Raw genomic sequence first — 26857 nt, 5'->3', positions numbered from 1 at the left:
GACCCGCGCCGCGCGCCGCCCGGGCGCGCGGCGCCTTGCAGGGCGCTCGCGGGCATTCCTGCCCGCGCAGGCCGCTGCATCGCGCATGACAATCCAGGAGGCAGCTTGACCCCAGCCAACGTTCAATCCGGCACCGCGCGCGCGTTGCCGCTGTCGCGTGGCGCCGAGGCGCCGCACCGCCCCGTCGCGCTCGACGACGTGCCGCTCAACCGTTTCCACGTGAAGATCGCCGGCCTCACGTTCGGCGCGCATTTCACCGAAGGCTACACGCTCGGCACGATCGGTTATGCGCTCGCCGCGCTCGGCAGGCAGATGCCGATCGACGCGTTCTGGATGGGGATGATCGGCAGCTCGGCGCTGATCGGCATCTTCTTCGGCAGCCTCGTGTTCGGCTGGCTGTCCGACCGGATGGGCCGGCAGAAGATCTTCCTGACGAGCTTCGTGATCATCACGGCGGCCGCGTTCGCGCAGTTCTTCGTCACGTCGCCGCTCGAACTGTGCGTGCTGCGCGTGCTGATCGGCTTCGGGATGGGCGGCGACTTCACCGTCGGCCACGCGATCCTCGCCGAATTCTCGCCGCGCAAGCATCGCGGTGCGCTGCTCGGCTCGTTCAGCGTGATCTGGACGCTCGGCTATGTCGCCGCGAACGTGCTCGGCCTCGCGTACGGCGACGCCGCGCCCGACGCATGGCGCTGGCTGCTCGCGTCGGCTGCATTGCCTGCGCTGATCGTGCTGGTGCTGCGGATCGGCACGCCCGAATCGCCGCGCTGGCTGCTCGGCAAGGGCCGCGTGCAGGAAGCGCGCGCCATCGTCGCGAAACATTTCGGGCCGCACGTGATGCTCGACGGTTCGGCCGAACCGCAGGCGAATGCCGGCTTCGCGCGACTGTTCCGGCGTGACCTGATCCGCCGCACGCTTTTCAACTGCGCGTTCTTCGTGTGCCTCGTGATTCCGTATTTCGCGATCTACACGTTCCTGCCGACGATCCTGAAGACGATCGGCCTCGCCGAAGGCTTCGGTGCGGACCTGCTGCTGAACGCGTTTCTCGTGCTGGGCGCGCTGATCGGCATCTGGCTGACGATCCGGCTGTCGCGACGCGGCTTCCTGATCGGCTCGTTCGCGGTGACGTGCGCGTCGCTCGTCGCGCTCGCGGTGCTGCCGTCGGCGGCGGCCGTCGCGATGATCGTCGCGTTCGCGATCTTCACGCTGACGATGTCGGCGTTCAGCAACCTCGTCGGCGTGTTCCCGCCCGAGTGCTTCCCGACCGAAGTGCGCGCGAGCGGCGTGGGCCTCGCGATCGCGTGCAGCCGGCTCGGTTCGGCGATCGGCACGTTCCTGCTGCCGGCCGGCATCGCGACGCTCGGCTTTCACGCGACGATGTTCGCGCTCGCGGGCGTGTTGCTGGTGGGGATGATCGTGTCCATCGCGTGGGCGCCGGAGACGAAGCATCTGACGCTGGAGGAAGCGTCGGGGCATTGACGAGGGTGGCGGGCTGCGTGGCCGCCGGCTTCATCGCGCGCGAGGCTTTTGCCTCGACTCGCCGCCGATGCGCGCCGGCGACACCGAGCGCGATTCTGTCGCACCCGGTCGTGGGCGGGCTCGCTCATTCCGGGCGCGATGAGATGCTCGCGTTCGCTCAGAACAGAATCGACGCGTAGTCCCTCGCGCCGTGCAGGACGTGAAGGATGTCGATCCGCGTCGGCGGATCGCCGACGACTCGATAGAAGATCTGGTAGTTGCCGTACACGCGGTGCCGCACGCCGTAACGCTCGAAGCGCGGCACCAGCGGAAACGCCAGCGGCATCGCGGCCAGACTCATGCACTTGTCGCGAATCTCCCGCACGAACGTCACGGCGCGTTGCGGGTTGTCGCGTGCAATGTAATCGGCGACCGCTTCGAGTTCGGCAATCGCAAAATCGGGCAGGCGCACGATCAGGCCTGCCGATCCGCCTGCGCCCGATACTTCGCCTCGAGACGATCGAAGACTTCCGCCGCCTCGGCGCCGCGCCCTGCTTGCGCATCGGCCAGGCTGCGCGCGATCACCGCGTCCAGCGCGTTCAGTTGCGCCTCGCGATCCTGGATCAGGCGCACGCCTTCGCGCAGCACTTCGCTCTTGGACCCGTAACGCCCCGATTCGACCAGCTTCGCGACATAAGCCTCCAGTTGCTGGCCCAGTTCCGCACTGATCATGTCGACCTCCCGAACGGATTGAATTCGATCCATGAAGCGTATCCCGGTTATCAACTATTATCAAGAAGACGATCTCCAGAGGGGCAGCGCGAATGCTTTCACATCCGATCGGCCGGATGAACGGAACCTGATTCCGACAGGCTGCTGCGGCGCCGGCATTCATCCGGTTTCCGCCTTCACTCGTGAAGCCTTGCCGAACGCTCACCATGCGGACACCGATCATGATCGAAGACATCGTCACGCCACAACCCGGCCTGAAGGTCTATGCGTCGGACACCGACGTCCTCGCCGCGCACCAGGCCGCACTCGCGCGCCATTTGCATCCGCTCGTGTCGATCGACCTGTCGGCGATCGATCCGTATTGGGAAGGCTGAATCTACCCGCTCAGCCCGGTCGAACCTTATGACGGGGTCGTCGGACAGGACACGGCCGCGCACCACAACGACTATCTGCGCGCGAACTGGATCGGGTTCCGGCTCGACGAAAACAACCGCTATACGTTGCTCGGCGACCCGCGCTACTTCTATCCGGAGAACCCGCCCGACACGTACGGCGCAGGCTTTCGCAAGGAACTGGACGCGCATTACACCGGGCAACAGGCCATACGAGCCGGTCGGCCGCGCGGCGCTGCTGACGTTCGACTGGTCGTAAGGCCGGCGGGACGGCGGGCGTTCCGTCTCGCGGTTGGCCGTTCGGCGGACTCGGCGCGGCGGATTCGCGGCGATATGCTGGGGTTTTCCATTCTTCCGGCCGCCATGTCTACCCAACCCGTCGATCTCAGTCATACGTTGCCGTACGAGAAGGCATTTTTCGACGGTCACTTGGCGATCGAGCGTAACGATCTGGACATCTCCGCATTGCTTGGTATGGATGACGAAGTTCCTGACGGGTTGCTCGCTTCGTTATGCGGCGCGCCGTCCGGATCGGACGTACAGGCCTATCTCGACAGTGCGGGCAGACTGACGTTCTCCGTCACACACCCGACGTTGATCCAATCGGAAAACCGGATATCCGTCTTCCAAACCGGCGACTCGCAGGTACTCGAACTTCGCTCAATCGATCTGGTCGACAGCGCAGCCGCCGGGCTCGGCGCGGCTATGCTCTGGAGAATCGTTCAAGCATGTGATACGTTGGGCATCGCCCGGATCACCGCCTTCGCGATCGGCGGCCGCAAAGCGCCGCCGGAGTCGGGCGGCCAGCGGCTCTACGGATACTACGCGTGGCCGAGGTTCGGCTTCGACGCTTCCATTCCTGGCGCGCACGCAGACGAAGCCGCGCTGTTCCAGTTCTTTCGGGGATACCCGGTCGGGCTGGCCGATGGCTCGCTTCGATCACTACGCATGCTTTATACGACTCGAATCGGACGAGACTTCTGGCGAGCCGCCGGATCACATCGGTGGATGACATTCGACGTTGCATCGCATGGCGCATCCGTGCTGGCGCTACGCGATTACTTGATCGAGAAGGGGATTTACGATGCCAGAAAAGCATAGCCCGATAACCCGATTCCGGATTGCGCGGCCGTCAGCGGCACGCAGGCGCACGACGAACGGGAATCGTGTCGTCCGGCGCGCGGAAATGCGACGACTCCTTGAAGAATTCCTCGCATACGAACTCCGTCGCAATCTCGCGCGTGCGTCCTCCGCCGAACTGGCCGCACCGCCGATCAGCACGCCCGCCGCGCCGCTGCCGAGAACCGTCTTCAACGTGGGACGCATCGATCCGTCGAAGTGCAAGTTACCCATCATTTCGGAAGCCGAGGCCAGAGCCATCGGGGGCCGCGAAACGTTCATGCACTTCGGCCTGGACCCCGATTTGTATTCCTCGGCTGGTGACACTCTCTGACAGAATCGACGACAGCGACCGGGGCGATCCGCACGACCTCGTGACAACGGGTATCGGCACACGATCATGTCGCCCCGACCACGCCCTACCCCCGCCGCCCCGCCTGCCCCCGCAACCACGCGGCAAACGCAACCACGTGCTCGACCGCGATACTCTCCGGCTCGACATCGAGCCAATAGCCGAACGGTCCGATCGGCTGCACTGGCGACAGCCGCACGAGGCTGCCCTCGGCGATCTCCTCCTCGATCATGTTCAGGTCGACCACCGCGAGCCCCGCGCCCTTGCGCGCCGCGCGGATCGCCTGTTCGAGCGTGGAAAACTCGATGCCGTCGGCGATCCGCGCCACCGGCACGCCGGCCTGCTCGCACCAGTCGGCCCATAGCGTCAGGCGCTTGCCTTCGTGCAGCACATGCAGCGACGGCAGCCGGCCGAGCAGCACGTCGAGCGCATCGCCGCGATAACGCGGCGCGCCGACGAGCGCATGCCGCTCCATCAGCAGCAGCTCCGACTGCATCCCCGCGCGCGCCGCGCGCCCGAAGCGGATGTGGCAATGGCAGTCGTCGGCCGGCTCGGTGCGGATCGACAGCTCGACGTCGGGCAGCGCCTGCGCGAGCGTGCCGAGCCGCGGCGAAAACCACTGCGTCGCGAACGTCGGCGGCAGCGACACCGTCAGGCGCCGCTTCGCACCCGGCCGCGTGGCGGCGACTTCGTCGACGCCGCGTTCGATCGTATCGAACGCCTGCCCGATGAACGGCAGCAACCGCTGGCCGGCATCGGTCAGGCGCACGCCCTTGTGATCGCGCTCGAACAGCCGCGCGCCGAGCGCCTCCTCGAGCAGCCGGATCTGCCGGCTCACCGCCCCCTGCGTCACGCACAGCGAAACCGCCGCACGGTTGAAGCTCAGGTGACGCGCGGTCTCCTCGAAAAATCGCAGCGCGATCAACGATGGCAGGCGTCGCATGATGTGTGTCCCTTTCGTTCGTATCGTTCGTGCTGTTGCGAGCCGGCGCCGCCGACCATCCTGCGGGCAGCCCGGTCGCAACGAGGCGCGCCAACCGCCGCGCCGTAAAAGCCCCTGAGGCCCGCGCCCTCCGTCGCATCCATTCATCGTCCCCGCGCCCGCGCCGCCCGCCTACAATAAGCATCCCGCACCAGACACGACACCGCCCCGTGAGACGCAAGATGCCGGCGCTGAACGCGCTGAAAGCCTTCGAGATGGCCGGCCGCACCGGCAGCTTCACACGTGCGGCCGAGTTGCTCAACGTGACGCAGAGCGCGGTGAGCCGCCAGGTTCGCCAGCTCGAGGGCCAGCTCGGCGAAACCCTGCTCGAGCGCCGCCATCACCAGCTCGAACTGACGGCGGCCGGCCGCGTGCTGCTGCGCGCGCTGCAGCAATCGTTCGACAAGATCGAGCTGACCGTTCGCAGCCTGCAGGAAAAAACCCACCTGAACCGCCTGCGCGCGAACGTGCCGCCCACCTTCGCCGCGCGCTGGCTGATGCCGCGGCTCGGCCGGCTGCGCGACGCGCATCCCGAATTCGAGCTGAGCCTCACGACCCGCATCCACGACAGTCTCGGCGAATCGCGCGTGCTCGACTGCGCGATCCGCTTCGGCGACGGCGAATGGGACGGTTTCGACAACGCACTGCTGATGCAGGAGCAGCATATCGCCGTCTGCGCGCCCGCGCTGTATGCGCGGCTGCGACAGGACGGCGCGCCGATCGACCTGAACCGCTTCACGCTGCTGCACGTGCTCGCCACCGACGACCAGCGCTACCTGACCTGGCAGCACTGGCTGAAGGCCGCCGGCATCGCCGACGTCGACACGCGCGGCGGCTACGAATTCGACCTGCTCGACCACGCGATCCGCGCGGCGATCGACGGCCTCGGGATCACGATCGCCGATCGCCACATGGTCGCGCGCGAACTGGCGACCGGGCAGCTGATGCAGGTGCTCAACGTACACGTCGACGGCCACCAGTCGTACTGGTTCGTCACGCGGCCCGAGCAGACGAACCTGCCGCACATCGTCCAGTTCCGCGACTGGCTGCAGCAGGAAGTGTGGCTCGCGAAGCGCCATCTCGAACCGTCGTCGCCGCTGCCGCAAGTGCCGCTGGCCTAGCACACGATCCGCGCCCCAAGCGTAGCCGACCGCCCCGCGCCGCGCCGAAGCGTCAACCGCGGCCGACACCTTACCGGCTCCCGCTCGCGCGCGCATCCGGATCAGTCGAAAAATGCGGCCCCGCCGCCGCCCGTCCCGCTCCCGGCCCCCGCCACGGCAGCCTTGCCGGACGCGCGATTCCGGCCGATCGAACGAGTAACGTGCGTTTTTCTCATGCTCGACGCGAAAATAAGTCGTTTGTCGTGCGCTAAACGCATGAAGAGAATGGCCTCTGTCCCGTACCGCGCGTGTCGCCACCCGAAGCGATCCGCCCGCATTCATCGGAGGAGTCACTTCATGCGCACCGAACGCAACTACGTGAACGGCCGTTTCGTCGCCCCGGAAAGCGACGCGTTCATCGTGGTCCACAATCCCGCCACCGAAGCGCCGTTCGCGCACGTGCCGGCCGCGACGCCGGCCGACGCGCTCGCCGCCGTCGACGCCGCGGCCGCCGCGCAGAAGGCGTGGCGCAAGCTGCCGAGCGCCGAGCGCGCCGTGTACCTGCACCGCTTAGCCGACGCGCTGACCACGCGTGCTCCGGAGATCGGCGCGGCGCTCGCGCAGGAATCCGGCAAGAGCATCGAGGACGCGTCGAACGAAGCCGTCTACGCGGGCCAGATCACGCGCTATCACGCCGAGTGGGCGCGCCGGATCGAGGGCGAGATCATCCCGAGCGACACGCCCGACGAGAACCTGTTCCTGCAGCGCGAGCCGATCGGCGTCGTCGCATGCCTGATCCCGTTCAACTATCCCGTCTACACGCTGCTGCGCAAGGTCGCGCCCGCGCTGATCGCCGGCAATACCGTGGTCGTGCGGCCGAGCAACCACACGCCGGTGTCCGCGTTCGAGATCGCGAAGGCGGCCGACGAAGCGGGCTTCCCGCCGGGCGTCGTCAACATCCTGACGATGGATCACGCGACGGCCGAAGCGCTGTGCACGCACCCGGCAGTCGGGATGATCACGCTGACCGGCAGCGTGAACGCGGGCCGCAAGGTGCTCGATTATTGCAAGGCGAACATCGCGAAGCCGTCGCTCGAACTCGGCGGCAAGACGCCCGCGATCATCGAGCCCGACGCCGACCTCGAACGCGCGGCCGCCACGCTCGTCGCGTCGAAGACGACCCATTGCGGCCAGCTCTGCACGGCGATCGAGCGCGTGTACGTGCACGACAGCGTGCACGACCGTTTCGTCGCGCTGCTGAAGGAGAAGATGGCCGCCGTGCGCATCGGCGACCGTGCGCAGGACGCCACGCGGATGGGCCCGCTCGTCAGCGCATCGGCGCGCGCGCACATCCACGGGATGGTCGAACGTGCGATCGCGGCGGGTGCGACGCTCGAAACCGGTGGCGCGATTCCCGACGGCCCCGGCTTCTTCTACCCGCCCACGCTGCTCACCGGCGTGCGGCAGGACATGGAGATCGTGCAGGAGGAAACCTTCGGCCCGATCATGCCCGTGCTGCGCTACACGACGATCGACGAAGCGATCGCGCAGGCGAACGACCACCAGTTCGGCCTGTCGTCGGTGCTCTATACCGAGCGCTACCGCACCGCGATGACCGTCGCGAACGCGATCGAGGCCGGCGAGCTGTACGTGAACCGCACGCCGGCCGATCCGTACCAGGGCTTCCACGCCGGCTGGAAGCGCTCGGGCCTCGGCGGCGACGACGGCAAGCACGGGATGCTTGAATTCACGCAGACGCGCCTCGTCGTCATGAAGTACTGACACCGCCGCACCCAAGCACCGTTTCCGGCGCGCGCGCGACGACACCCCGCCGCGCGCCGCCCTGACCCACCAGAACATAAAAAACCTACAGGCATCCGCCTCAAGGACGCCTGATGGAGGAAGACATCATGCCGACTCAACCGTCGACGCCCGCCGCGTCGCTCGTGCTGCACGACGACGCTCACGCGTCGCAGCATTCCCGCGCGCAACGCTACCTGCAACTGCTGCTGCTCGTGATTGCCGCCGGCGCGATCTACCCGATGCTGTATCTGCGGCAGGTGTACCAGCCGACGATGCTGCAGTTTTTCCATATCGACGACGTGCAGCTCGGTTACCTGTATTCGTCGCTCGGCACGATCTTCCTCGTCAGCTACCTGCCGAGCGGCTGGCTGGCCGACCGCCTGTCGCCGCGCTGGCTGATCTGCTTCTCGCTGCTCGCGACGGGCGCGCTCGGGCTCGTCTACGCGACCGGGCCGTCGTTCGACACGCTCGTGCTGATCTTCGGCGGCTGGGGGCTGACCACCGGCCTCACGTTCTGGGCCGCCGTGATCAAGCGCGTGAACATGATCGCGGGCCCCGACGAACAGGGCCGTTTCTTCGGGCTGCTCGACGGCGGCCGCGGGCTCGTCGAGGCGCTGCTCGCGACGATCGCGATCACGCTGTTCGCCTACGTGACGCAGGCGCGCGGCGGCACCGATGCGGCCGGCTTCACGCTCGTCGTGCATCTGTACGCGTTCTTCTGCATCGCGCTCGGCGTGCTGCTCGCGCTGGTGAAGGATCCGGCGGGCGCGGGCGATCGCAAGGCCGTGACGGAACGCCGAAAAGGCAGCGTGCTGACCGACCTGAAGACGCTCGCGGCGATCCCCGAGCTGTGGCTCGTCGCCGCGATCGTGTTCTGCGGCTACCAGGTGTTCTGGGCGACCTACAGCTTCTCGGCCTACCTGCACGAAGGCAATTTCGGGCTCAGCGCGACGGCGGCCGGCTTCATCACGACGCTCAAGCTGTGGATGCGCCCCGTCGGCGGCATCGGCGGCGGCTTCCTCGGCGACCGCGTCTCGAAGGTGTCGGTGCTGTTCTGGGCGCTGGTCCTCGCCGCGCTGTCGCTCGTCGGGCTGATCGCAGCACCCGCGCATAGCCCGCAGGCGATGCTCGTCGTGCTCGTGCTGTTCATCGGCATCCTCACCTATGCGATCCGCGGCCTGTACTGGTCGCTGCTCGACGACTGCAAGGTGCCGACGCATTGCGCGGGCCTCGCGATCGGCCTGATCTCGGTGCTCGGCTATTCGCCCGACGTGTTCGTGCCGCTGATCAACGGCTACGTGACGCATACCTGGCCGGGCGCGCACGGCTACCAGCTCTATTTCGGCTACATCGCTGCGATCGCGCTCTGCGGCGCGGGCGCGGCCGCGTTCCTCCAATACCGCCTCAACCGCCTTTCCCGTATCCAGGAGTCCGCATGAAGATCGTTTCGCTCGAAACCCATATCGTCGCCGTGCCGCCGCCGCATGTCGGCGGGATGTACTGGATCTTCGTGAAGCTGAAGACCGACGACGGCATCGAAGGCGTCGGCGAGATCTACTCGGCGACGTTCGGCCCGAAGGCGATGGCGCCGATCATCGACGACGTGTTCGAACGGCACCTGCTGAACCGCGACCCGCATCACGTCGAACGGCTGTTCCGCCAGGCCTATTCGAGCGGCTTCACGCAGCGACCGGATCTCACGATGATGGGTGTCGTCAGCGGCCTTGAAATGGCGTGCTGGGACATCATCGGCAAGGCCGCCGGCAAGCCCGTGTACGAACTGCTCGGCGGGAAGATCCACGAGCGGCTGCGCTCGTACACGTACCTGTACCCGAAGAACGCGAAAGGCGAATACGACTACGACGATCCCGACCTCGCGGCCGAATGCGCGGCCGAGAACGTGAAGCTCGGCTTCACGGCCGTCAAGTTCGATCCGGCCGGTCCGTACACGGCCTACTCGGGCCACCAGCTGTCGCTCGAAGTGCTCGACCGCTGCGAGACGTTCTGCCGCAAGGTGCGCGAAGCCGTCGGCAGCAAGGCCGACCTGCTGTTCGGCACGCACGGGCAGATGGTGCCGTCGTCGGCGATCCGGCTCGCGAAGCGGCTCGAGAAATACGACCCGCTGTGGTTCGAGGAGCCGGTGCCCCCCGGCCAGGAAGAGGCGATCGCGCAAGTCGCGAAGCACACGTCGATTCCGATCGCGACCGGCGAGCGCCTGACCACCAAGTACGAATTCCACAAGCTGCTGCAGGCGGGCGGCGCATCGATCCTGCAGTTGAACGTCGCGCGTGTGGGCGGCCTGCTCGAAGCGAAGAAGATCGCGACGCTCGCCGAAGTGCACTACGCGCAGATCGCACCGCACCTGTACAACGGGCCGGTGGGCGCGGCCGCGAGCATCCAGCTCGCGACCTGCACGCCGAACTTCCTGATCCAGGAAAGCATCATGACGTGGGGCGGTTTCCACGCCGAAGTCGTGAAGACGCCGATCCGCTGGGAAGACGGCTACATCGTCCCGTCGAACGAGCCGGGCCTCGGCATCGAGCTCGACATGGACGTCGTGAGGCGCCACACGCCGTACACCGGCGAACGGCTGCACCTGCAGATGGGCGAACGCCCCGTCGACGTGAAGGATCTCGCTCCCGCGAAGGGCTGAGCGCAAAGGACAGACATGAGCTACGACTACATCATCGTCGGCGCGGGCTCGGCCGGCTGCATCCTCGCGAACCGCCTGAGCGAATCGGGCCGGCACTCGGTGCTGCTGCTCGAAGCGGGCGAGCGCGACGCGTCGTTCTGGTTCAAGGTGCCCGTCGGCTTCACGAAGACCTACTACAACCGCCGCTACAACTGGATGTACTACAGCGAGCCCGAGGCGCAGCTCGCCGATCGCAAGCTGTACTGCCCGCGCGGCAAGGTGGTCGGCGGCTCGGGCTCGATCAACGCGATGGTCTACGTGCGCGGCCAGCGCAGCGACTACGACGACTGGGCGGCCGCCGGCAATCCGGGCTGGGCGTACGACGACGTGCTGCCGTACTTCCGCAAGCTCGAAACCCACGCGGCCGGCGCGACCGATCCGCAGCATCACGGCGCGACGGGGCCGATCCACATCACGTCGATGAAGGCCGACGTGCATCCGATCGTCCACGAGTTCCTGAAGGGCTGCGGCGAACTGAACCTGCCGCGCACCGACGATTTCAACGGCGCGCAGTTCGAGGGCGCGGGCATCTACGACCTGAACACGAAGCACGGCGAACGCTGTTCAAGCAGCTTCGCGTACCTGCGTCCCGCGCTGGACCGCGCGAACCTCACGCTGCGCTCGGGCGTGCTCGTGCGGCGCGTGACGTTCGACGGCACGCGCGCGACCGGCGTGGTCATCGCGGGCGGGCACGGCGACGAAACGCTCGTCGCCGCGCGCGAGGTGATCCTCGCGGCCGGCGCGGTCGATACGCCGAAGCTGCTGCAACTGTCGGGCGTCGGCGATCCGGCGCTGCTCGCGCGCCGGCGCGTGCCGCTCGTGCATGCGCTGCCGGCCGTCGGCCGCAACCTGCAGGACCACCTGTGCGTGAGCTTCTACTTCAAGGCGAACCGGCCGACGCTGAACGACGAGATGGGCACCCTGCTCGGCAAGATGAAGATCGGCTTGCGCTACCTGCTGACGAAGCGCGGCCCGCTCGCGATGAGCGTGAACCAGGCGGGCGGCTTCTTCCGCGGCACGGCCGATGCGCAGGAGCCGAACATCCAGCTTTACTTCAACCCGCTGTCGTACCGGATCCCGAAGAGCGACCGCGCGAGCATCAAGCCCGAGCCTTACTCCGGATTCCTGATCGCGTTCAACCCGTGCCGGCCGACGAGCCGCGGCACGATCGAGATCGCCTCGAACCGCGCGGAAGATGCCGCCAAGATCCACATCAATGCGCTGACCACGCAGAAGGATCTCGACGAGGCCGTGCAGGGCAGCAAGGTGATTCGTGCGCTGATGCGCGCGCCGGCGCTGAAGTCGATGACCGTCGAGGAAATCTCGCCGGGGCCGCAGGTCGATTCCGACGAAGCGATGCTGCAGTATTTCCGCGAGCAGTCGGGTTCGATCTACCACCTGTGCGGCTCGTGCGCGATGGGGCCGGACGCCGCGACGTCGGTGGTCGATGCGTCGTTGCGCGTGCACGGGCTGCAGGCGCTGCGGATCGTCGATGCATCGGTGTTCCCGAACATCACGTCGGGCAACATCAACGCGCCGACGATGATGGTCGCGGAGAAAGGCGCGGATCTGGTTCTGGCGGATGCGGGGCGTGGCGACGCGGCTGCCGTGAGAGCAAGCGAACGGGAAACGGTCACGCATTAAGGCGGCTGCGTTCTCGACGATGCGGGCAGGCGCGCGCGATGCGGTTGCGTGCCGGCCCGGCGATCGGCTTCACGATGCGACTCAACTCAACGCAACGTCAACGCCACGACTACGCCCAATAGGACAACACGATCAACGGGTCGCCCCCTTCCTTCGTTGCTCGCCAGTTGATGAACGCGCTGCACTCGACGAGCGCGGCGAATATCTCCGGATTGCGATCCTTCAACGCTCCCGCATCGTCGATCCGCAGCGACACTATGCCGTGCTCGTAGCAATAGTCGCTCATGCAATCGTTCCATGCATCCATGTTCCGGCCGTAGTAACCCGGAAATCCGAATTCGCTCGCGAAGTAGTCGTGAAACTTCGCCCAATCGCCAAGCGCTTTTCCGTCCACGCTGAATCGGTTCATCGAGCCCTCTCGTTCATCGGAAAATCACTACCGCCGTTCGTTTTTCACGCCCCGAAGGCCGGTTCGCCGGCATCGAACAGGTCACACCCGCCCGGGCCGATCCCGCAGATCGTCGACACACTGCAGTGAACCGCATCTCGTACTTCAATTCACCTCCAATCCCGCGCCCCGCTCCGCACGCCCACCTCGTCGAACACCCGCACGATGTGATCGATCATCGCGCTCATCCGTGCGGTATGCCGCAAGTCCTTGTGCGTCACCATCCAGACTTCGTAAGGACGCGCGGACGTACGCGCCGGCCACACGCGCACCAGCGCGTCGCGCTCCGCGATCGGCACCGGGAGCTCGGCGAGCCCGAGCCCGGCGCGCGCCGCCGCGCGCAACATCAGATTCGAATTCAGCCCCGACACGATCCGCCCCGCGCGCACCGGCTCGCCGACCACCGTGAGCGGGCCGCGTGCATTCAGGTGCGGCAGGAAGCACACGAGGTCATGTCCTTCGAAGCCGGTGCCGGGCACCGGTTCGCCATGCCGCTCCAGGTATTCCTCCGACGCGTACAACCCCGTCGGCCACGCGGCAAGCCGGCGCGTGAGCAGATCGGGATTGTCGGGCTTGATCGTACGGATCGCGATGTCCGCCTCGCGCTTTGCGAGGTTCTCCACCTGCGTCGACGTGTTGAGCAGCACGCGCACGTCCGGATGCTCGTCGTGCAGGTCGCGCATCGCGCGCATCACGAATTCGAGCCCGATCGTATCGGTCGTCGTCACGCGCACGTCGCCGGCAAGACGCCGGTCGACGCCCTGGGTCTGCCGCACCAGGTCGATCGCCGATTGCTCCATCTTCTCCACGTTGCGCAGCGCGACCTCGCCCACCGCGGTCGGCACGTACCCGGCCGACGTGCGCAGGAACAGCGTCGCGCCGAGCGCGCGCTCGAGCGCCGCGAGCCGCCTGCCGACCGTCGCCTGGTCGAGCCCGACCGCCCGCGCGGCGCCGCGCAGGCTGCGTTCGCGGTGGATCGCGAGAAAAATGCGTGCGTCGTCCCAGTTCAAGCGGTTTCTCCGGTGTGATGCAAATTTGCATCTGTGGTCGTGAAAATCGCTGCGCGAATTCATCAAGGCCCAAGCCTATACTTTTTTCACCGACCACTCACCAGTCTTTTCGAGGCAAACATGTCCGATACGCTCTCCCCCGTTCCCGCCGACATGGCGGCAGTCGAAATCACGCGCCCCGGCGGCCCCGAAGTCCTGGCGACCGCACGTCGCCCCGTGCCGCGGCCGAAGGCCGACGAAGTGCTGATCCGGGTTCACGCCGCCGGCGTGAACGGCCCGGACGTGCTGCAACGCAAGGGGCACTACAACCCGCCGCCCGGCGCATCCGACATCCCGGGCCTGGAAATCGCGGGCGAAGTCGTCGCGACCGGCGCAGCCGTGCGCGGCTTCGCGCCGGGCGACCGGGTCAGCGCGCTGGTGACGGGCGGCGGCTATGCGGAATACGCGGTCGCCCATCACCTCACGACGATGAAGCTGCCGCCCGGCCTCGACATGATCGAAGCCGCGGCGCTGCCGGAAACGTTCCTGACGGTCTGGCTGAACCTGATCCAGCGCGGGCGGCTGCAGGCGGGCGAATCGGTGCTGATCCACGGCGGCGCGTCGGGCATCGGCACCACCGCGACGATGATCGCGAAGGCGATGGGCGCATCGACCGTCATCACGACGGTCGGCTCGGAAGCGCATCGAACCGCGAGCCTGCGGCTCGGCGCGGATCACGCGGTGCATTACCGGGAAGAAGATTTCGTCGCCGAAGTCGACAGGATCACCGCCGGCAAGGGCGTGGACGTGATCCTCGACATCATCGCGGGCGACTACGTCGCGCGCAATTACCGGGCCGCGGCGATGAACGGGCGGATCCTGCAGGTCAGCGCGCTGAACGGGCCGGCGAAGGAACTCGACGTGTGGCCGATGATGACCAAGCGCCTCACGCACATCGGTTCGACGCTGCGCTCGCGCACGCCGGAGGAGAAGGGCGCACTCATCGCCGAACTCGAACGGCACCTGTGGCCGCACGTCGAAGCCGGCACGGTCAGACCGCAGGTGTTCCGCACCTTCCCGCTCGACGACGCGCGCGGCGCGCACGTGCTGATCGACTCCGGTGTGCACGTCGGCAAGATCGTGCTGACGACGGCCGCGCACCGCGCGGCCTGACCGGGCACGACGCGTCAGTTCACGCTCGTGCGCTTCTCGACGAACCGCTTCACGTAATCGTCCGCCGGACGCGACAGGATGTCGTCCGGCGTGCCGACCTGCACGAGCGTGCCGTCGCGCAGGATCGCGATCCGGTCGCCGATGCGCAGCGCCTCGTCGAGATCGTGCGTGATGAACACGATCGTCTTCGACAGCGTCGCCTGCAGTTCGAGCAGCTGATCCTGCATCTCGGTGCGAATCAGCGGATCGAGCGCGGAGAACGCCTCGTCCATCAGCAGCACGTCGGTATCGGCCGCCAGCGCGCGCGCCAGCCCGACACGCTGCCGCATCCCGCCCGACAGCTCGTCCGGATAATGATCGCCGTAGCCGTCGAGCCCGACCTTCGTCAGCCAGTTGCGCGCGGCCTCGGCCGCGTCGTGACGCTTCTCGCCGCGCGTGCGCAGCGCATACGCGGCGTTGTCGAGCACGGTCTGGTGCGGCAGCAGCCCGAAGTTCTGGAACACCATGCTGACCTTGAAGCGGCGCAGCTCGCGCAGCCCGTGCGCGTCGAGCTTGATCACGTCGCTGCCGTCGATCACGATCTCGCCGGCCGTCGGCTCGATCAGCCGGTTGAAGTGCCGCACGAGCGTCGATTTCCCGGAACCCGACAGCCCCATGATCACGAAGATCTCGCCCGACTCGATGCCGAGGCTCACGTCGTTGAGCCCGACGTTGCAGCCCGTTTCGGCCAGCACGTCGGCCTTGCGCTTGCCCGAGCGCAGCAGGTCGAGCACGCGCGCATGCGCGGCCTGCGGCCCGAACAGCTTGTACACGTGTTTGACGTCGATGGTCGCCATGTCTGCCTCCGTTCCTATGCGCGCGACGATTGCGTCGCCTGATTCGAATCGACGCCCGCCGACTCCGCCTTGCGCGGCAGCCGGTACGGCACGCGCGACGCGCCCTTCTGTCGGCGCTGCTGTGCGAGCCGGCGGCGCGCGCGCCGCTCCTGGCCGAAGCCCTGGCTGATCCGGTCGATCACGATCGCGAGGATCACGATCGCGAGGCCGGCCTGCGTGCCCTTGCCGACGTCGAGCGTCTGAATGCCCGCGAGCACGTCCTCGCCGAGCCCGCGCGAGCCGATCATCGACGCGATCACGACCATCGACAGCGCCATCATCGTCGTCTGGTTGATGCCGGCCATGATGCTCGGCCGCGCGAGCGGCAACTGCACGTTGACGAGCAATTGCCAGCGCGTCGTGCCGAACGCACGCGCGGCTTCCGTCACGTCCGGATCAACCTGGCGGATGCCGAGATCGGTCAGGCGGATCAGCGGCGGCAGCGCGTAGATGATCGTCGCGAGGATCGCGGGCACCTTGCCGAGGCCGAACAGCATCAGCACCGGGATCAGGTACACGAAGCTCGGCAGCGTCTGCATCACGTCGAGCACGGGCAGCAGCATCCGGCGCAGCCATGCGCTGCGCGACGCGAGGATGCCGGCCGGCACGCCGATCGCAACCGACAGCACCGTCGCGACGAGCATCAGCGCGAGCGTCTGCATCAGCTTGTCCCACAGGCCGAAGCAGCCGATCGCGTAGAGCAGCAGCATGAAGAGCGCGCCGAGGCCGATGCGGCGCGTCGCGTTCCACGCGATCGCGCCGACGACCAGCAGCACGAGCCACGGCGGCGCGACGCGCAGCGCGCCTTCGAGCGGCACGAGCAGGTAGCGCAACACGAGCGCGCTGAAGTGATGGAAGCTGTCGCCGTATTGCGCGACGAACGTCTCGAGCGCGCTGTTCACCCAGTCGGCGATCGACAGGTGCAGAAAGAAGCCGTTCATGTTGATTCTCCGTCGCGCCGCGAAGGCGCGTGACGGCGGCGGCGGGCGCGGGCCCGCCGCCGCGCGCAGGTTACGCGCCCTTCAGGCTGCCGGCGATCTTCTGCGCGACGTCGGCCGGCACCCACTGCTTCCACATGTCCTGGCGGGTCTTCAGGAACTGCGTGGCCATCGCCGCGCCGTCGATCTTCCTCGTCGTCATCTCGAGGATCGTCTGGTTCAGGAAGTCCATCGGGAAACGCACCTTGCCGAATACACCGACGAGATCGGGATTCGCATCGGCGAACGGCTTCGACACGCCGACCGTCAGCCGCGACACCATGTACGACGACGCGCACTGGTGCGTGCTGCTCTCGTCGCGCAACGTCTTCCAGCATGCTTCGTTATAGGCCGGCATCTTCAGCGCGGTGAACTTGTATTTCGCCATCAGCGCGGCCGGGCCCCAGTAATAGAACACGATCGGCGCGCCGCGCTGGTACGCGGACGCGATCGCCGCGTCGAGCGCCGCACCGGTGCCCGGGTGGAAGTTCGTGTACGACTGGTCGAGCTTGAGCACCTTCAGCAGGCGCGTGTTCACGCGCTCGCAGTCCCAGCCCGTCGGGCAGTTCAGGAAGCGGCCCTTGTCCGGTTCCTCCTCGTCGGCGAACACCTGCTTGAACTTCGGCAGATCGTCGACCGACACGAGCCCGGGCGCGACCGGCTTGATGTTGCGCGCCGGATCGCCCTTCACCACGTAGTCGGGCACGAACCAGCCTTCGGTCGTGCCGCCCGGCAGCGTGTCGCCGATCAGCTTCACGGCGCCCGACGAAACGGCCTTCGCGGTGATCTCGCTGCGGCCCGTCCACTGCTCGGCCCAGATCTGCAGGTCGTTGCGCGCGAGCGCCGTTTCGGTGGCGGCCGTGCTGCCCGGCACGACGTCCGTCTTGCAGCCGTAGCCCTTCTCCATGATCTGCCGCAGCACTTCGGTCGCGAACGACCCGCTCTCCCACGTGATGCCCGCGAAATGGACCGTCTTGCCGTCGGCGCACGCGCCGCCGGCCGCATGGGCCGCGGGCGCGGACAGGATCGCCGCGGCGGCGAGAAGGACCGTTTTCAGTCGTCGAATCTGCATGGTGGGTCGTCTCCAAATCGAATCTGTTGTTTGTGCGTCGCGGCATGCGCGGCGACCGGCAAATCGCGAAGCCAGCCACGTCCGGTCAGGCTGCATGGTCGAGCCACCAATATGTTTAGGGAAACGAGTAATTCCGATCATTGCAATCGGCAGCGCCAATCGATCGTCGGGTGCCTCGCATGGCCCGCCGGACGGGCCTCTCAGCCGATTCACCGGGCCCGCGCGCGGCCCGGAACGGGCTGCGTCGAGCCTTGTTCGGGCACCGCTCGCCCCGCGTTGAAGCGCGGCGCCGCGCACACCGTTTCGACCGTCGAAACGACCCGCCGCGCCCCATTGGCGAACCCGATCCCATCCATCGAAATTACTCGCTTTCGAATCCGTTTCGGCTTGGGAAGAATGCGCGGTGTCATCGGAGGAGACACGACCCGACCCAGCCGGTCGCCGCGCCGCCGCGCATCGCGCGCTTCCGGCGCCGCGCGCGCTGCGCCGGGTCGCCCCGGATGACGGGGCGCGCCTCGCCGGACGCGCTCACGACAACCGATACAAGAAGCTGGATATCCCGGAGATCTCTCAATGAAAAAGACCCTGACGGCGCTCGCCGTAACGGCAACCTTCGCAGCCCCCGCGTTCGCGCAAAGCAGCGTCACGCTGTACGGCGTGATCGACGAAGGCCTGAACTACACGAACAACGTCGGCACCGGCCACGTCTACGAGATGGCGAGCGGCTACGCGCAAGGCAGCCGCTGGGGCCTGAAGGGCAGCGAGGATCTCGGCGGCGGCATGAAGGCGATCTTCCAGCTCGAGAACGGCTTCGACGTGAACACCGGCCGGCTCAACCAGGGCGGCCGCATGTTCGGCCGCCAGGCATACGTCGGCCTGAGCCAGACGCAGTACGGCACGCTGACGTTCGGCCGCCAGTACGACTCCGTGGTCGACTATCTCGCGCCGACCACGGCCAACGGCAACTGGGGCGGCTACCTGCTCGCGCACCCGTTTGACAACGACAACACCGACAACTCGTTCCGCCTCGACAACACGGTGAAGTACGCGAGCCCGAACTTCGGCGGCTTCCAGTTCGGCGGTGCATACAGCTTCAGCAACAGCACGAACTTCTCGGACAACCGCGCGTACAGCTTCGGCGCGCAATACCAGAACAACGGCCTGCTGATCGGCGCCGCCTACCTGCAGGCGAACCGTCCGGGCGACGGCTCGGCCGGTGCGATCACCGCGAACGACGCGAGCTACATCGCCGAGCGCATGCGCGTGTTCGGCGCGGGCATCAACTACACGTTCGGACCCGCGACGGTCGGCTTCGCGTACACGAACTCGAACTACAAGAATCCGACCGGCAATGGCTACCTCGGCACGCCGGGCGCGATCATCGCACCGGGTGCGACCGTCAGCGCGATCAAGTACCAGAACTTCGAGGTGAACGGTTCGTACCAGATCACGCCGGCGTTCATGGTCGGCGCGCAGTACGTGTTGTCGCTCGAGAAGTACGACGCATCGACCGGCGACGCGAAGCCGAAGATCCACTCGGTCGGACTGATGGCCGACTACAACCTGTCGAAGCGTACCGACGTGTACGTGCAGGCCGCGTACCAGCACATCGCCGGCGACAAGACGAACTCGATCCTCGACAATGCGTTCATCCCCGGCACCGACGCGCCGTCGTCGACGTCGAACCAGGTGGCCGTGCGTCTCGCGCTGCGCCACAAGTTCTGACGCACCCCGGTTCTCCGTTCTTCACGCGACACCCGCGCCGCTCGGCCCGAGGTGTCTTCGCCCGCCCGCAAGCACCAGCCTGCCGGCGGGTTTTTTGTTTCGCGCCGCGACGACGCGAGGCAACGTGATTCGGCGCAGGTCGTGCGTGTGCCCGGTCAACGCTGACAGGACAACCGCCCACGATTCGCCGGTACGCTGCGTGCCACCTCGACGTCAGGCACCGCCCATGCCGCACGACGAGCGCGACGTATCGCGCGGGCATCAAGCCCGAGCCGTATTCCCGATACCTGATCGCGTTCAACCCGTGCCGGCCGACGAGCCGCGGCACGATCGCGCTCGCGTCGAATCGTTTCCCGCGCAACCGACGCGCCGCACGGATGGAAGGGAACGCGCGACTTCCGCGCGATCGCCTCTCCGGCAACGGCGGTCGCCCCCCTGCATCGCCTGATCGGAACAACGCCCGCCGGAACACGGGAAAACACTGCCATGAATCCGCCGCGCAGCCTGCGCGCACGGGCTCGAAACGTGCATTCGGTTTTGACGCAAGCCCCCGTGAAACAGGGAGAACCGTGACGTCCGTCGTCCACCGTACGCGGGCAAGGGTTTGTCTGGTTGGCTTTCGATGCCCGCCTGCACTAGCCTCGTGAGGTCTGCCCCCGCGTCGTTCGGCCGGCGGGACATGACGTCGTGCACATTGACAATCGAGTGTCGGCGCGCGGCCTCGCTGCCGAAGTTTCATTGCGTTCGATCACGCATGTCGTTGCCGCCGGAGAAACATCCTCTGGCTCGCGCGCGATGTGACGCGAGGCGATCCGGGGCAACACGCGCGCCGGCCAGCCGTCGGTGTGCACCGGGGAACCGCAGGCCCGATCGTGGAGACGCACCGTGAAGCGCATGCCATTTCGCTGCATCCATGCCATCAGCTATGCAAGCGTGCTGCTCTTTCAGGCCCAGGCGCAAGCGCAGTCGCTGGACGCCCAGTCGACGCAGGAGAACATTTCCGCGCTGCGCCAGGAAGTCGATCGCCATCTGCAGGAACTGAGTGCGCTCAAGCGCAAACTGGCCGACGAGGAAGCCAATCTCTCCCGCCTGAGCCGGGCGCTGGACAACCGCGAACTCGCGGCCCGGCGTGGCGCGGGCACCGGCGATGCCGGCGGCTCCGGCGACGCGGCGACGCAGGCCGATACCGGCTCCCCGGGCGGCGCGCCCGACGCGGCCGGCAACGCCCCCGGCAACGTGCAATCTTCGGCCGGGTCCGCCGCGCCGCCGAGCCGGCCGGTCGGCCAGGCGCCGGTGGCGGAAACCGCACCGCCGCCTGTCGCGCCGATCTTCGATCAGCCCGGCGTGCTGACGCCGAAGAACAAGTTCGTCGTCGAGCCGTCGTTCCAGTTCAGCTATTCGTCGTCGAACCGCGTCGCCCTCGTCGGCTACACGATCATCCCGGCGCTGCTGATCGGCCTGGTCGACGTGCGGGAAGTCAAGACGACCACGCTGACGGGCGCGGTCGCGGTGCGCTACGGGATCACCAACCGGATGGAAGTCGAAGTCCGCGTCCCCTATGTGTACTCGACGAACGACACGATCAGCCGCGAGATCTTCACCGGCACCGCCCAGGACAACGCGTTCAACAGCCACGGCAAAGGCCTCGGCGACGTCGAAATGACGCTGCGCTACCAGTTCAATACCGGCGGCCCCGACAAGTTCTATTACATCGGCTGGCTGCGCTTCAAGAGCGCCACCGGCAAGAGCCCGTTCGACGTCGTCACCGACTGCGTCACGCGCTGCGTCGGCAATGCCACCGGCACCGGCCTGCCGCTCGAGCAGCCGACGGGCTCCGGCTTCTACGCGATCCAGCCTGGCCTCACGTGGCTCTTTCCGTCCGACCCGGTGGTGTTCTTCGGCAACCTGAGCTATCTGCACAGCTTCAGCCGCGACAATCTCAGCCTCACGATTCGCGATGGACAGAAGGACTTCATCGGCAAGGTGCAGCCCGGCGACATCTGGGGTTTCAATATCGGCATGGGCCTCGCGCTGAACGAGAAGGCGTCGGTGAGCCTCGGCTACGACCAGAGCATCGTACTGCCGACGAAACAGAACGGCCAGACGGTGCCCAGTTCGGTGCGCGTGATCCTCGGCTCACTGCTCCTCGGTTACTCGTACCGGTTGTCGCCGAAGACCACGCTGAATCTCTCGATCGGCGCCGGCCTCACACGCGACACGCCGGACGTGGTCATGACGCTGCGCGTGCCGATTGCATTCTGATCGCAAGCGTGCGCGTGCGGCGGGCTGCGCGCCGCACGCGGGCCCCGGCGCGCCAGTGCGCGCTCATCTGCCATTCCTCGGTCGCTCACCGAGCCTTCATCGCCCCGGCAACACGCCGATCAACGCATTGTTCAGCGTCGACATCACGTTCAGGTTCTTGAACGTCGACAGTGTGTTGACGGTCGTGTTGATCGTCGTCACCGCCTGGATCTGCTGGTTGTTCAACGTGTTCTGGATTACCGCGCCGGTCAGCGCCGGCAGCGCGGCGGGCTGCGCGGCGTTGCCGGCGCCGACCTGGATCAGCGCGCCCGCGTTCGCGGCCGCCAGCGCCTGCGCCTGTTGCGCGGTGATATGACTGATGTCCGGGATATTGAAGCTGGTCGTCGTGACCAGATTGCCGTTCACGAACGCGACACGCGACACGCCGAACGAAACCTTCAGACCGCTCGGCATATCGAAGCCGCCGCGCATCGCATCGAGGCGCGCGTCGCTGAGCGCGATCGCGCCGGCTGCCGGCCAGTTCCGTTCCTGCGCGCCGCCCGGCTCCGCGGCCGGCGTCCCTGCCGCGCACTCACCCATCGCGAGCGGCACGGCACGCAGGATCGGCACCTCGCCGGCCCGCGACTCCACAGGCGCCATATCGGCGCCCGCGTTCGCGGCGGATGCCTCGACGACGCCGCTCGTCTGCGCGACCGGCACGTCGGCCGCGGCCAGCGCGTCGTCCTGCATCGCCGCCGCACTCACGGACGTCACCCCGCCGCACACCATCACGGCGATGCCGGCGATGTTCCTGGTCTGGGATCTCATGACGGTCCTCAGAAGTCGTTCGGGCCGTGCTTCGGCATCACGACGTTGTACAGGCCGTCGCGCGCGATACCGGTGTAGAGCGGCGCGCTGGGCGCGACGCGCCAGTCACGCGGGTCGTTGAACACCGCCAGCTCGGGCCGGTTGTGAATCACGAAAATCACATGGTCTTCCCACTTCTGCTCGAAGCTCGCCAGCGACATCGGGCGCGTGCCGGTGGCCGGATCGCCGACGAGCACACGCCCGTCACGCAGCCCCTTCACGACCACGAAATGGTGATAGCCGTGCTCGGTGATCAACACGATCGCCGGCGTGTGCGTCCTGGCGAGCGTCTGCAACGGCAGCTCGAAGCCGTCCGCGACGAAGCCGTGCGCGTCGAGAAACCGCCGGATGTCGAGCAGCGAGAAGCCCTGCTGGCGAATCTTCTCCTGATTGCCGTTCTCCCACATCTGGGCGAAGGCGGTCTGCTCGGTCATCGGATAGTCGTACTGATAAGTCAGCAGCGTCGCGACGGCAGCCGACCCGCAACTGAAATCGAATTGCTGCTTGACGGTGCGCTTGAAGCGGGCCTCCTTGAGACTCGTGACGTGCATCGCATAGCCGGCGCCCGCCGGATCGACGACCGTCATCTCGTCCGCCCATGCAACCGGGACGGACAGCGCGTAAGCGAGCGCCGCGATGCATGCTGCGGCAACCGGTCTCATCGCTCAGTTCCCGAAGCGCACGTTGAGCACCGTCGCGTTCTGAATCAGCACGTTGGCGCCGGTATTCTGGATGACCGTAGGCAGGCCGCTCGCATTGGCGAACGAGCCGTCGGCGATCGAATTCGAGCCGGTCGACACGCGGTTCGCCACGTTGTCGGTCACCGCGCCGGTCAGATAGTTTTGGCCGATCAGCGCATCGCCGCCCCGATGCTCATCGAGCTGGTCAGGCGTCATCGCGACACCGAAGCTGCCCGCTTGAGCGGTCGCGGTGTCGGTCGCAGCGGGTATGGCTGCCGCAGGGGGCGCGACGGCCGCGGCCGGATCGGCGTGATCCGCGCGCTCGGCGGGTGGGGAAGCTGCGGCTGCCGGCGCAACATCGGCGGTGGCCTCCGCCGCAACGGTTCGCGACCCGTCAGCCGTGGCATGGGCCATCAGGCCCGGCAGCAGCGCCGCAGGCAATATCACCAGCAAAAGTGCCGTTCGGATTCGCATGGCTGTCTCCTTGGTCCCTGCGCGAGCCGGCCCGAAACCGGCGCACAGGGAGCGGAATCCGCGTGACCGTCGATCGACGGAAATCAGCCCGGCCTGCGCCAACGAGAGCGAGACGGCCGTTCGGCCATCCCGCCCTCGCCGGCGGTCCTGTCCATCGGCGATGGAACGCAAGTCGCGGGCTCGCCTGCGCCCGCGTCAATGCATCCGGCTCGCCAGGACCGGCCGGCCGGCTAACGTCCTACCGACAGGTTCGCCTGCACGGTCACAGCCTGCTGAACCAACGACGCCATGCCGCTGTTCTGGTTGGCGACCATGATGCCCGCGGCGGTCTGGCCGACGCTCGCCATCGCGTTGGACATGTTGAACGTCCCCGCGTTGACCGCATTGGCTCCGCCTGCGCCACCCGCGCCGCCGACCGCGCCGTTACCGACACCGCCGTTGCCCGTGCCGCCTGCGCCGCCCGCGCCGCCCATCGCGCCCACCGCGCCGCTACCCGCGGTTGCGCCGCCGTTGCTGGCCGTCGTCGTCGCGCCGCCGTTCGTCGCGCCGCCGCCCGTGCCCGCGCCGCCGGCACCGCCGTTGCCCGCCGTGGCCGCCGCCGCGCCGCCGGTGCCGCCCGCGGCCGCACCCGCGCCGCCGATGCCCGCGCCCGATCCGCCCGAAGCGGTCGACGTACCCGCCGACCCTGCGCCGCCTGAGCCACTGCCCGAGCCGGTGCCGGTACCCGTGCCGGTGCCGGTGCCGCTGCCGGCCGATGCCGACGCGCTTCCGCTGCCATGATTCCTGGCCCATGCGGAGCCGGGATTGGCTGTGCCGGTGCCGCCGCCCCAGCCTGTGCCGCTGCCCTTGCCGGAACCGCCTACGCCGACCGAGGCCGCGATCGCGCCGCCGCCCGTGCCGGAGCCGGAGCCGCCGCTCGCAGTGGCATTGCCGCCGCCCCCGCCGCTGGCGTCAGGTGAGCCGCCGGCTCCGCCGCCGCCGCCGTTGCCGGTGCCGGCCGTCGCGCTGCCATTGCTGGCGTTACCCGCCGTGGCGCTGCCGTTATGCGCGCTGCCGCCTTTGCCGCCGGCGCCGCCTGCACCGCCGCTTCCGCCATTACCGCCGATGCCGCCGTAGCCATACCCGTTGCCGCCCTTGCCGCCGCTTCCGCCGGCCGCGCTGCCCGAGTTGGTCGCGTTGTTGCCGATGCCCCAGACCTGGACATTGCTCACGTACCCGTCGAGTTTGCTGATCGCGACGATCTTGGTGCTGTTGTACGAATCCTGGTAGACACTCGCGCCAGGCGAAACTTCATTCGCATTGGACCCGGTGGAGCTGGTCTGGGTTGAGCTGACTGCGTTGCTGAGAGTGTTCGATCCGTCATCGGCTTTCTGACTGCATGTCGAACTGGTATCGCTGCTGCATGGATTCGCCATTGCGTAGCCGCTGCATCCCAAGGCGAGAAGCGCAGCAGACGCCAATAGAGTTTTGCGCATGAAATCCTCCTGAAGTAACGAGGAACGGCTTGGCCAACTGCACCAATCCGGAGGACAACACGCATCGGCGATGCCAATCCCAGCCAGTTGCCTGACGACAGGGAGCCGGTTGGATGCTTTGCGCGACATAACCCGCCTCGCCCGATTCCGGCATGCGATTTATGTTTCAGGTCTGAAACGTGTCGATCGGCACGGGGCCGGGACACCCTCGACCCGCGGATGGATTTCTCTCTGTATTCAAACGCTTGTCCGATCTTCCGAAGAAGGTCCCTGCAAGCGCGGAATGTTTCACTTTTGAACGGCCGCGGCCGGCCCATATGGGTATGCCCGTAGCACCGGATATTCAATCCCAATCGCAAACGCAGGCCCGGCAAGGACGCCCGCCGAATTCATTCCGATGAGGCATCAAAATCCCGCATGGAGTGCCATTTAGAAATGTTTCGACTATGATTCGGCGCTTTTTCCTCGGATCCTGTCCGCGACGAGCACGGGCGCGCGCGAGTCCGGTTATCGGCCGGAACGAGGATTCCTGACGGCAAGCGCCGTGGAATGGCGACGCACATCCCCCCGAGATGCGCCGCACGTGACCCACGGGCTGCCTGCGGTGCAACCGCGTGCGGGTACCGGCAGGCTGCCGCTCAAAACGCAGGAGAAACGCCCCCGTGCTTCGCTGGCCCGCTCCCGGCAGATCGGTTCGCATTCCTCTGCTTCTCGACGAACCGCCGCACATCATCGTCCGCCGGACGCGACAGGATGTCGTCCGGCGTGCCGTCGCGCAGGATCGCGATCCGGTCGCCGATCCGCGATGCGTCGTCGAGATCGTGCGTGATGAAGCGGCTACGCGACGCCGCTCGACCGCTTCATCAGGCGGGTCGCATCGCGGCCTGCGGCGCGCGTGCCGGACGCCGCAACATGAGCCGCGACCGACGGCCTCCGCAGGGTCGATGAAAGGTAGCGTGTCAGGATGCGGGCATCACGCCACCTGTCCGATGGCGGCCCTGCGCATCGTGACGATGCGCGCGGGCGGAATATTTGCCCACACGATCCGGCTGGCATCGGCAACGAATGCCGGATCGCGCAGCGGGTGACGCTCGGGCACGCGCAGGTCGTAGGTGAACTGGATCATCACGCCGTCGACCGACAGCACACGCTCGCACTGCCCGACGATCGCCGTCACGTCCTCGCGCGGCAACGTGCGCAGCGGCAGGCAGGACACGATCGCGTCGACACGCGCATCGGGCGGCAGCAGCCGCTCGAGCTGCCGCGCGTCGCCCGATACGATCGAAATCCCGGGAAAGCGCCGCCGCAGGTGCTGCACGAACGCCGGCGCCCGCTCGACCACGACGAGGCGCCCCGGCGCGACGCCGCGTTCGAGCAACGCGGCGGTGATCGCACCGGTGCCGCCGCCGAGCTCGACGACGAGCCCGTCGCCGTCCGGCACCGCATCGGCCATCTCGCGCGCCAGATGCCGCGAACTCGGGCACAACGCGCCCACCGCGGCCGGGCGGCCGACCCACTCTCGCACGAACAGTGCCGAGACACGCAACGCGTTCGGCCAGATCATCGGCCAACCTTGCGCGGTTGCGC

General features: G+C 67.3%; 25 protein-coding genes and 1 pseudogene. 12 read left to right on the top strand and 14 right to left on the bottom strand.

What is annotated here, in order from left to right; all coding sequences use genetic code 11:
• Nucleotides 1–144: 144 nt before the first annotated feature.
• Nucleotides 145–1479, top strand: a complete 1335-nt coding sequence (locus DIE12_RS21075; RefSeq protein ID WP_260427293.1) for an MFS transporter — start codon at nucleotides 145–147, stop codon at nucleotides 1477–1479.
• Between the two features lie 157 nt (nucleotides 1480–1636).
• On the opposite strand, the gene DIE12_RS21070 is transcribed toward DIE12_RS21075, so the two are convergent.
• On the bottom strand, nucleotides 1637–1936 hold the full coding sequence (locus tag DIE12_RS21070; RefSeq protein WP_185641022.1) for a type II toxin-antitoxin system RelE/ParE family toxin: 300 nt from the start codon (nucleotides 1934–1936) through the stop codon (nucleotides 1637–1639).
• On the bottom strand, nucleotides 1933–2190 hold the full coding sequence (locus tag DIE12_RS21065; RefSeq protein WP_124521000.1) for a type II toxin-antitoxin system ParD family antitoxin: 258 nt from the start codon (nucleotides 2188–2190) through the stop codon (nucleotides 1933–1935). The genes DIE12_RS21070 and DIE12_RS21065 overlap by 4 nt, the downstream gene beginning before the upstream one ends.
• 221 nt (nucleotides 2191–2411) lie before the next feature.
• Between DIE12_RS21065 and DIE12_RS38155 the strand changes: the two genes are divergently transcribed.
• From DIE12_RS38155 to DIE12_RS21055, 3 genes are all read left to right on the top strand, one after another.
• The gene (locus tag DIE12_RS38155) at nucleotides 2412–2564 is read left to right on the top strand and encodes a hypothetical protein (protein WP_185500415.1); all 153 of its coding nucleotides are present in this window, start codon (nucleotides 2412–2414) and stop codon (nucleotides 2562–2564) included.
• A gap of 126 nt (nucleotides 2565–2690) precedes the next feature.
• Complete coding sequence (locus tag DIE12_RS21060; protein ID WP_260427292.1) at nucleotides 2691–3683, top strand: hypothetical protein; 993 nt, start codon at nucleotides 2691–2693, stop codon at nucleotides 3681–3683.
• A gap of 85 nt (nucleotides 3684–3768) precedes the next feature.
• Nucleotides 3769–4035 (top strand): hypothetical protein, encoded by a 267-nt coding sequence (locus DIE12_RS21055; protein WP_124487036.1) that lies wholly within the window; start codon nucleotides 3769–3771, stop codon nucleotides 4033–4035.
• Between the two features lie 85 nt (nucleotides 4036–4120).
• Here the strand turns inward: DIE12_RS21055 and DIE12_RS21050 are convergent, their stop codons facing one another.
• Nucleotides 4121–4996: a LysR family transcriptional regulator gene (locus tag DIE12_RS21050; protein ID WP_124487037.1), complete on the bottom strand. Its 876-nt coding sequence runs from the start codon at nucleotides 4994–4996 to the stop codon at nucleotides 4121–4123.
• Nucleotides 4997–5217: 221 nt separating this feature from the next.
• Between DIE12_RS21050 and DIE12_RS21045 the strand changes: the two genes are divergently transcribed.
• From DIE12_RS21045 to DIE12_RS21025, 5 genes are all read left to right on the top strand, one after another.
• Nucleotides 5218–6156, top strand: coding sequence for a LysR substrate-binding domain-containing protein (locus DIE12_RS21045; RefSeq protein ID WP_011356424.1), 939 nt, complete (start codon nucleotides 5218–5220; stop codon nucleotides 6154–6156).
• Nucleotides 6157–6492: 336 nt separating this feature from the next.
• The gene (gene aldA, locus DIE12_RS21040) at nucleotides 6493–7917 is read left to right on the top strand and encodes an aldehyde dehydrogenase (protein WP_124487038.1); all 1425 of its coding nucleotides are present in this window, start codon (nucleotides 6493–6495) and stop codon (nucleotides 7915–7917) included.
• 128 nt (nucleotides 7918–8045) lie between these two features.
• Complete coding sequence (locus DIE12_RS21035; protein ID WP_185641021.1) at nucleotides 8046–9377, top strand: nitrate/nitrite transporter; 1332 nt, start codon at nucleotides 8046–8048, stop codon at nucleotides 9375–9377.
• Nucleotides 9374–10591 (top strand): mandelate racemase/muconate lactonizing enzyme family protein, encoded by a 1218-nt coding sequence (locus DIE12_RS21030; protein WP_124487040.1) that lies wholly within the window; start codon nucleotides 9374–9376, stop codon nucleotides 10589–10591. The genes DIE12_RS21035 and DIE12_RS21030 overlap by 4 nt, the downstream gene beginning before the upstream one ends.
• A gap of 15 nt (nucleotides 10592–10606) precedes the next feature.
• Nucleotides 10607–12274, top strand: a complete 1668-nt coding sequence (locus DIE12_RS21025; protein ID WP_124487041.1) for a GMC family oxidoreductase — start codon at nucleotides 10607–10609, stop codon at nucleotides 12272–12274.
• 109 nt (nucleotides 12275–12383) lie between these two features.
• Here the strand turns inward: DIE12_RS21025 and DIE12_RS21020 are convergent, their stop codons facing one another.
• Nucleotides 12384–12683, bottom strand: a complete 300-nt coding sequence (locus DIE12_RS21020; protein WP_124487042.1) for a barstar family protein — start codon at nucleotides 12681–12683, stop codon at nucleotides 12384–12386.
• Nucleotides 12684–12832: 149 nt separating this feature from the next.
• A complete protein-coding gene (locus DIE12_RS21015; RefSeq protein WP_124487043.1) occupies nucleotides 12833–13732 on the bottom strand; it encodes a LysR family transcriptional regulator in 900 nt (299 codons plus the stop codon).
• 120 nt (nucleotides 13733–13852) lie between these two features.
• Between DIE12_RS21015 and DIE12_RS21010 the strand changes: the two genes are divergently transcribed.
• Nucleotides 13853–14884, top strand: coding sequence for an NAD(P)H-quinone oxidoreductase (locus DIE12_RS21010; RefSeq protein ID WP_124487044.1), 1032 nt, complete (start codon nucleotides 13853–13855; stop codon nucleotides 14882–14884).
• A 14-nt stretch (nucleotides 14885–14898) separates the two neighbouring features.
• Here DIE12_RS21010 and DIE12_RS21005 read toward each other — a convergent pair whose 3' ends face one another.
• The 3 genes from DIE12_RS21005 to DIE12_RS20995 all read right to left on the bottom strand — a co-directional run bounded on the left by DIE12_RS21005 (nucleotide 14899) and on the right by DIE12_RS20995 (nucleotide 17808).
• The gene (locus tag DIE12_RS21005) at nucleotides 14899–15720 is read right to left on the bottom strand and encodes a glycine betaine/L-proline ABC transporter ATP-binding protein (RefSeq protein ID WP_124487045.1); all 822 of its coding nucleotides are present in this window, start codon (nucleotides 15718–15720) and stop codon (nucleotides 14899–14901) included.
• A gap of 14 nt (nucleotides 15721–15734) precedes the next feature.
• Nucleotides 15735–16700, bottom strand: coding sequence for a proline/glycine betaine ABC transporter permease (locus DIE12_RS21000; RefSeq protein WP_044848041.1), 966 nt, complete (start codon nucleotides 16698–16700; stop codon nucleotides 15735–15737).
• 70 nt (nucleotides 16701–16770) lie between these two features.
• Complete coding sequence (locus tag DIE12_RS20995) at nucleotides 16771–17808, bottom strand: ABC transporter substrate-binding protein (protein WP_124487046.1); 1038 nt, start codon at nucleotides 17806–17808, stop codon at nucleotides 16771–16773.
• Nucleotides 17809–18381: 573 nt separating this feature from the next.
• Here DIE12_RS20995 and DIE12_RS20990 point away from each other — a divergent pair.
• Both DIE12_RS20990 and DIE12_RS20985 read left to right on the top strand, forming a co-directional pair.
• Nucleotides 18382–19533, top strand: coding sequence for a porin (locus DIE12_RS20990; protein ID WP_124487047.1), 1152 nt, complete (start codon nucleotides 18382–18384; stop codon nucleotides 19531–19533).
• An 885-nt stretch (nucleotides 19534–20418) separates the two neighbouring features.
• Complete coding sequence (locus tag DIE12_RS20985; protein ID WP_124487048.1) at nucleotides 20419–21795, top strand: acetate kinase; 1377 nt, start codon at nucleotides 20419–20421, stop codon at nucleotides 21793–21795.
• Nucleotides 21796–21891: 96 nt separating this feature from the next.
• Here the strand turns inward: DIE12_RS20985 and DIE12_RS20980 are convergent, their stop codons facing one another.
• The 6 genes and pseudogenes from DIE12_RS20980 to DIE12_RS20955 form a co-directional block, all read right to left on the bottom strand.
• Nucleotides 21892–22602 carry a hypothetical protein gene (locus DIE12_RS20980; RefSeq protein WP_124487049.1) on the bottom strand — a complete coding sequence of 237 codons (711 nt, stop codon included), beginning with the start codon at nucleotides 22600–22602 and terminating at the stop codon, nucleotides 21892–21894.
• 8 nt (nucleotides 22603–22610) lie between these two features.
• Nucleotides 22611–23303, bottom strand: a complete 693-nt coding sequence (locus DIE12_RS20975; protein WP_124487050.1) for a C39 family peptidase — start codon at nucleotides 23301–23303, stop codon at nucleotides 22611–22613.
• A 3-nt stretch (nucleotides 23304–23306) separates the two neighbouring features.
• Nucleotides 23307–23795, bottom strand: a complete 489-nt coding sequence (locus DIE12_RS38695) for a hypothetical protein (RefSeq protein WP_124487051.1) — start codon at nucleotides 23793–23795, stop codon at nucleotides 23307–23309.
• Between the two features lie 230 nt (nucleotides 23796–24025).
• Entirely contained in the window at nucleotides 24026–25270 is a 1245-nt protein-coding gene (locus DIE12_RS20965) for a hypothetical protein (protein ID WP_124487052.1), read from the bottom strand.
• A 713-nt stretch (nucleotides 25271–25983) separates the two neighbouring features.
• Nucleotides 25984–26103, bottom strand: a pseudogene (locus DIE12_RS38690) (glycine betaine/L-proline ABC transporter ATP-binding protein); the annotation flags it as partial.
• A gap of 140 nt (nucleotides 26104–26243) precedes the next feature.
• Nucleotides 26244–26834 carry a class I SAM-dependent methyltransferase gene (locus tag DIE12_RS20955; protein WP_044845405.1) on the bottom strand — a complete coding sequence of 197 codons (591 nt, stop codon included), beginning with the start codon at nucleotides 26832–26834 and terminating at the stop codon, nucleotides 26244–26246.
• Nucleotides 26835–26857 lie beyond the last annotated feature (23 nt).

The organism is Burkholderia sp. Bp9015, from assembly GCF_003853505.1.
Taxonomy (GTDB): domain Bacteria; phylum Pseudomonadota; class Gammaproteobacteria; order Burkholderiales; family Burkholderiaceae; genus Burkholderia.
Note: the sequence above shows the minus strand (reverse complement) of the source record. Positions and strands in the feature narration are given on the sequence as shown.